Annotated in this window: 7 protein-coding genes and 1 other RNA gene; 2 read left to right on the forward strand and 6 right to left on the reverse strand. The window is 51.4% G+C overall.

Going from position 1 to position 6,644, the window contains the following annotated elements:
* Window positions 1–43 precede the first annotated feature (43 nt).
* Both ACYVJG_RS10890 and ACYVJG_RS10895 read left to right on the forward strand, forming a co-directional pair.
* On the forward strand, window positions 44–3,541 hold the full coding sequence (locus tag ACYVJG_RS10890) for an indolepyruvate ferredoxin oxidoreductase family protein (RefSeq protein ID WP_460431074.1): 3,498 nt from the start codon (window positions 44–46) through the stop codon (window positions 3,539–3,541).
* Window positions 3,542–3,803: 262 nt separating this feature from the next.
* Window positions 3,804–4,244 carry a cyclic pyranopterin monophosphate synthase MoaC gene (locus ACYVJG_RS10895; protein WP_460431075.1) on the forward strand — a complete coding sequence of 147 codons (441 nt, stop codon included), beginning with the start codon at window positions 3,804–3,806 and terminating at the stop codon, window positions 4,242–4,244.
* Here ACYVJG_RS10895 and ACYVJG_RS10900 read toward each other — a convergent pair.
* The 6 genes from ACYVJG_RS10900 to ACYVJG_RS10925 form a co-directional block, all read right to left on the reverse strand.
* A complete protein-coding gene (locus ACYVJG_RS10900) occupies window positions 4,224–5,027 on the reverse strand; it encodes a sulfite exporter TauE/SafE family protein (RefSeq protein ID WP_460431076.1) in 804 nt (267 codons plus the stop codon). The two genes, ACYVJG_RS10895 and ACYVJG_RS10900, sit on opposite strands and share 21 nt — an antisense overlap.
* Before the next feature lie 6 nt (window positions 5,028–5,033).
* Entirely contained in the window at window positions 5,034–5,651 is a 618-nt protein-coding gene (locus ACYVJG_RS10905; protein ID WP_460431077.1) for a 5-formyltetrahydrofolate cyclo-ligase, read from the reverse strand.
* Between the two features lie 29 nt (window positions 5,652–5,680).
* A non-coding RNA gene (gene ssrS, locus ACYVJG_RS10910) (6S RNA) lies at window positions 5,681–5,863 on the reverse strand.
* A gap of 30 nt (window positions 5,864–5,893) precedes the next feature.
* Window positions 5,894–6,208, reverse strand: coding sequence for a cell division protein ZapA (locus ACYVJG_RS10915; protein WP_460431078.1), 315 nt, complete (start codon window positions 6,206–6,208; stop codon window positions 5,894–5,896).
* Window positions 6,208–6,411 (reverse strand): hypothetical protein, encoded by a 204-nt coding sequence (locus ACYVJG_RS10920; protein ID WP_460431079.1) that lies wholly within the window; start codon window positions 6,409–6,411, stop codon window positions 6,208–6,210. The genes ACYVJG_RS10915 and ACYVJG_RS10920 overlap by 1 nt, the downstream gene beginning before the upstream one ends.
* A 72-nt stretch (window positions 6,412–6,483) precedes the next feature.
* A partial coding sequence (locus tag ACYVJG_RS10925; protein ID WP_460431080.1) for a zinc ribbon domain-containing protein occupies window positions 6,484–6,644 on the reverse strand: 161 nt, incomplete at its 5' end.

The following is a 6,644-nucleotide window of genomic DNA, read 5'->3' on the forward strand; positions in this document are numbered from 1 at the left end:
CTCGTTATCCACTTGATGAGGTTGGTTCACGAGGAGAAACACCATGATCCGAGAAACACTCTCTCTGGATGACAAGTACACCGCGCAAACTGGTCAGGTGTATATGACGGGCATTCAAGCCCTTGTGCGTTTGCCGATGATGCAACGGCAACGCGATCAAGCCGTAGGCTTAAATACCGCTGGTTTTATCAGCGGTTATCGTGGCTCTCCACTTGGCAATGTTGACCAAGCGATGGAAAAAGCCGAACCCTACCTCAAACCCCATCATATTCATTTCAAAGCTGGGCTGAATGAAGACTTAGCCGCCACCGCCGTATGGGGCACACAACAGGTTAATCTTTTTCAAGGGGCACAATACGATGGTGTGTTTGCCTTGTGGTATGGCAAAGGCCCCGGTGTCGATCGTTCCGGCGACGTGCTCAAACATGGCAATGCCGCTGGTAGTAGTCGTTATGGCGGTGTGTTAGTCATTGCAGGTGATGACCATGCGGCAAAATCCTCCACTTTTCCTCATCAATCTGATCATATTCTCGCTGCCTCGATGATTCCGGTGTTGAATCCAGCAGGGGTGCAAGAGTTTTTAGATTTTGGTCTGCATGGTTGGGCGATGAGTCGCTATTGTGGCTGTTGGGTTGCCATGAAAGCGATTTCGGATACGGTAGAAAGCTCGGCGGTGGTTGATGTGTCGCCAGAACGCATCACTACGCGAATTCCCGAGGATTTTCCGATTCCAGAAGGGGGGCTCAATATCCGCTGGCCGGATCCACCGTTAGCACAAGAAGAACGACTGTTACATCACCGCCTGTATGCGGCGATGGCCTATGCGCGAACCAATCAACTGAATCGGGTTGTGCTCGACTCGCCCAACCCTCGGCTTGGCATTATCACCAGTGGCAAAAGCTATCTTGATGTCATGCAGGCCCTCGATGATTTGGGAATTGATGAGCGCCTAGCGGCTGATATTGGCCTACGGATTTTCAAGGTCGGGATGGTGTGGCCATTAGAGTCGGAAGGGGTGCGTCATTTTGCTGAAGGGCTGGAAGAAATTTTGGTGGTCGAAGAAAAACGCCAAATCATCGAATACCAGCTAAAAGAGCAGCTCTACAACTGGCGTGAAGACGTGCGGCCACGGGTGGTCGGAAAGTTTGCCGAAAAGGGCGAATGGGCGTTGCCGCATGGTGATTGGTTGTTGCCAGCAGCGGGCGAGCTGACTCCTGCGATGATTGCTCGTGCTATCGCCAAGCGTTTAGAAACCATTTTTGATAGCCCGATCATTCATGAACGGCTGAAGTTTTATCAAGAAAAAGAAGCCCAACTGCAACAAAAACGCGAGGCGATTGCCCGTGTACCGCATTATTGTTCGGGGTGTCCACACAACACCTCGACCAAAGTCCCCGATGGCAGCCGTGCCGTGGCAGGGATTGGCTGTCATTACATGGCGACTTGGATTGAGCCGCATACTCAAACCTTTACCCAAATGGGTGGAGAAGGGTGTACTTGGATTGGCCAAGCGCCGTTCACCTCAGAGCAGCATGTGTTTGCCAACTTAGGGGATGGCACCTATTTCCATTCTGGCCTGATGGCGATTCGGGCTGCGATTGCGGCCAAGGTCAATATCACTTACAAAATTTTGTATAACGATGCGGTAGCCATGACGGGTGGTCAGCATGTGGATGGGTATCTTGATGTGCCGATGCTTACCCGTCAGCTGGCAGCCGAAGGGGTTAAACGGATTGTGATTACCACCGACGAGCCAGAAAAATACCAAGGGGTGCAAGGCTTGGCGGCTGGGGTGGAAGTCTTTCATCGGCGTGAGCTTGAGCAGCTACAACAACAGCTGCGTGCGATTGCCGGCACCACCATTTTGATCCATGACCAAACGTGTGCGGCAGAAAAACGGCGGCGGCGGAAACGCGGCAACTATCCCGATCCCGCTAAACGCGCTTTTATCAATCATCGTGTCTGTGAAGGCTGTGGTGATTGTGGCAAAACTTCGCAGTGCTTATCTGTGTTGCCGCTGGAAACACCACTGGGACGGAAGCGCACCATTGACCAGTCTTCTTGTAATAAAGATTTCTCTTGTGTGGATGGCTACTGCCCAAGCTTTGTCACTGTCGAAGGTGGACAACTGAAAAAGAATGGCCAAAAGAGTCGGCCTAGCTTAAATGATATGCCGCCTCTGCCGTTACCACCTCTTCCCAGCACTCAGCAGCCCTACGGCATTATGGTCACTGGGGTGGGGGGCACCGGTGTTGTGACCATCGGCCAAATTCTCGGGGTTGCCGCACACTTAGACGGGCTGGGCATTTCAGTGTTGGATATGGCAGGCTTGGCACAAAAAGGGGGGTCGGTGTGGTCACACATCCGCCTTGCTGATCAACAAGACAAGCTGCACGCGGTACGGATTGCAGCAGGTGATGCCAATGTGGTGTTAGGTTGCGACTTAGTGGTGACCGCGAGTGCGGAATCATTGGCTAAAATGCGGCGTGGGTTTACCCGTGGTTTGGTCAATCGCTTTGAAGCCCCAACCAGTGAGTTCACCAAAAACCCCGATGCCCATTTCCCCAGTCAAGCCATGCGGCAAACGTTGGTGGACACCCTTGGACAAGAATACTATGCCGACCTTGATGCCACCCGCTTGGCCATTGCATTGATGGGCGACTCGCTGGCCACCAATATGTTTATGTTGGGTGTGGCATGGCAAAAAGGATTGATTCCAATCAGTGAACAAGCCATGTTACGCGCCATTGAATTGAATGGTGCGGCGGTGGAGTTCAACCGACAGAGCTTCACTTGGGGCCGCTATGCCGCGCACGATTTGGCTAAAGTGGAAAGTCTCGCCTTCCCTCCTGCTGTGGTAAAAACCTTGCCCTTCCCTCAATCGCTGGCAAAAATGCGTGAAGCACATGAGGCTTTTTTAACGGCCTATCAAAATCAGGCGCTTGCCAATCGTTACCACCATTGGGTTGAACACGTTCAAGCAGCAGAAGAACGAGTCAAACCCGGGTCGCGTCACCTTACCCGCGCTGCGGCTCGCAGTTATTTCAAATTGCTGTCGTATAAAGACGAATATGAAGTGGCGCGCTTGTACACCGATGGTGAGTTTGTCGCCGAATTGCAGCAACAGTTTGAAGGCGATTTCCACCTCTCCTTCTACTTTGGCACCGGCTATTTACAAAAATGGCTAGGCGGTGGTAGCGATAAACCTCGCAAATTCCGCTTTGGTTCGTGGGCTTTTTCTGCGTTGAAACTGTTGGCTAAATTGCGCGGGCTGCGTGGCACTGCGTTAGATGTGTTTGGCTGGCAAGCAGAACGACGGGTTGAACGGGGATTGATTCGCGATTTTGAAGCAACGATGGCAAAAGTATTGTCTGAGCTCAACAGCGATAACCTTGCGCTTGCTATCGAGATCGCTGGCTTACCAGAGCAAATTCGCGGTTTTGGGCATGTCAAAGAAGCCGCTTTACACAAGGTCAGACAACAAGAACAAACGCTATTTGCCCAGTGGCACCAACAGACAACAGAACATCGTGCTGCGTAGTTAAAATTTAAACAAAAAGTCATTTGTGCCGGTTTTTGTGGATCATTCTGTAGTTTCTGCAGGAGATTCACAAAGACCGGCTTTCTTTTCGGAAATTGGTATTGCGTTTCTCGTGTAATTTGCCCACCATGCCACAACACAGTTTGCTAAACTGTGCTATCGCGTCTTTCCAACAAAATCATGTTATTGGCGTAATGTGATCGCGTTCCGAAAAGACGACAGATTTAGTCGATCCTCAGTGCACATACGGAAACCGATACTCATGGGCAGCATCAATACAGAATACGCACAACTCATGCAGCAAACTGCCATTGCTGAAGGTCGGATTGAAATTAGCGCTTCTCTGTTGGCTAAAATCGATGCTGGAGAAGAAGGCTTTGGCGAATGGCTTAGTCATGCCAGACAAGCCGCGCTCGAAGGCGCACGACAAACCGCCCATCTTTTTTCCGAGCCGGCTTATCGCAGTTTTATGCGGGTAACCGTGGGTTTTCGCTTTGATCGTGAAAATGCCGCCATTATCTGTACGGCTAAAGCGGAAACACGCGGCGGCAATGGGGCAGATACCGAGGCACTTAGCGCGGTCAGCGCGGCGCTCTTAGCACTCTACACCCACTGCAAAGAAACTAACGAAGCGTTGCGGATTGCGCATATTCGGCTGTTGGATGAGACACAACACGACATCCTAACGCAGCAAACCCCATAACATTTCGCTTGCCATCACAATCAAAATACCAGCAAAGGCTTTCTTGAGCTGGGAGACAGGCAGGGCGTGAGCGATTTTGGCACCAATTGGCGCAACCACGGTGGTCACAATACACAGTGTTAATAACGCTGGCAGATAGACAAAACCCACCGAATACTCGGGCAGCTTAGCCTGTGACCATCCTGCAATCACATACCCAATGGCGCCTGACAACGCAATCGGCCACCCTAAGGCAGCGCTGGTTGCAATCGCTCTTTGCATGGCCACATTACACCAGCTCATAAACGGTACGCTCATCGAGCCGCCGCCAATCCCAACAAAGCTGGAAATCACCCCAATGATCCCACCAATCGACCATAGCCCTACGGCACCGGGCAAATCGCGTTCTGGCTTTGGTTTGAGGTTTAATAACATCTGGACGGCAATAAGATAGGCATAAAAAACGAAAAACCATTTCAAATCACGGCTTGGAATAAAGCCCGCAATTTGTGAGCCCAATAACGTTCCCAAGACCATCGCCGGCGCCATCCGCCGCACAATCGACCAATCGACCGCGCCATGACGATGATGTGCCCGCACACTGGCAAAGCTGGTAAACACCATGACAGCTAACGATGTGCCAAGGGCAATATGTTGCACATGATCATGCATGCCGCTGGCTTCTAACATCCACACCAACGCCGGCACAATAATTAAACCACCGCCTACCCCAAGTAACCCCGCAAGAAAGCCAGCCACGGCACCGATTGCCATCAGCCCCAATAAAATTGATAGTTCAGGCATTGTCTCTTAGTCTTTCCGCCGTAATCGTAAACTAGAAAATACACGCCGCTCCCGTTCGGTAAGCACCGCATCTAAAGGTAAATCCCATGCCTCGGTTGGCACTGCCGCCACCTGTTGGCAGGCGAAGGCTACACCCACTAAACGGGGTTGTTGTAAGTGCTGATAATGGCGACGAAAAGCCAGCGTGGCATCATAAAACCCCCCGCCTTGCCCCAAGCGATAACCTTGCTGATCAAAACCAAGTAAAGGCATAAAAATGGTGTGCATCTTTTTAGCAGTGAGTGCCACACCTCGCAGTTCAACAATACCAAATCGGTTGCGATAGCCTGCTTGTTGTGGCCGCCATTCAGTAAATGATAAGCAACGGCCACGTTTTGGTACCACAGGAAGAAACACTCGACAGCGTTGTTGTCGGGCGAGGCTTAGTAACGGTTGTAACGAGATTTCACTGCCATACGCTTGATAAAGCGCAATCCGCCGCCCCGATTTGAGATAGGGACGTGCCAACTTTGCAACGCGTTGTGCCGCGTCATGACGGTGTTTGGGAGAGAGCGCCTGTCTGGCCTGTCGCAATTGCCGACGCAATTCACTTTTGTGGCGAGCAAGATCACTGGCTGCAGACACAGGGGGCTTATTTGACATGTAGGAAGGAGAAGTCCCCCGCGATTGCCGCGCCGGCTGATTCGCTTGAACCTAAGGTTCAATGTGGTTCCCGACGTTGTACTTTGGGCGCACTGAACTAGGCAGCGCGACACGCAGGTACAAATCAAGCCAGAAACCAGTCTGCGATTATTGGTTCAAAGGAATTTGTGCCTTTGCAAACAGCGCAGGGGACTAAAAAAGGTGTTCGATACTTGCTTAAAGGCTCAATCGTGTGCCTCGTCGGCATCGGGATCAAGCACTTCGTCAATCAATCGACTCATGGCCTCTATTTTACCCTGAAATTGCAGTAAGTCTACATCGCTACCTGCAACCTTGGTGTGTAAATAGTCGTGAGTGATGTTTAATGCCGCTAATAGCGCAATTTTTCCCACATCCACGACACGCCCAGCCTCACGAATCGAGCGCATTCGCGCTTCTAAGAAGCGAACAGCTTCCATCAGCGCAGGTTTTTCGCCATCAGGACAACTGACATACAAACGTTGACCCAATAAATTGATCTCGACCTGTTGTATGCCCATTACACATCATCCTCTTCGGGTAATTGGCTGATTAAGTCAGCGATTTTGGCGCATGTCTCATTCAACCGCGCTTGTAAGTGGCGGTTGTCTTGGGTGGAGCGTGCGAGTTGCTGACGCAATTCAGCATTTTCCGAGCGCAATTGCCGACAGAGAGCAGCAAGCTGCAGCACTTTTTGGTGTAGGGTTTCGAGTTCAGCGTTCATGGGAGCGCACTATAAAGGGCGGCTAATTTAGCGTCAAACCTTGTAAATAACCCTCGACTGAAGTCGAAGGCTTTATTGTGAAACGAGAGCATGGTTGATCCCATTTCCAACATCAGGCGTATTTACAGCCGCCCTTGGCGAGACGGCGGTCTCGCCAATGCGGGCAAGGTTCCGACTTGCATTCAAGTCGCTGTGCGCCCGCAGACCACAGTGAGGGCACTCGAAACGATGTT

Source organism: Aquaspirillum soli (assembly GCF_054781915.1).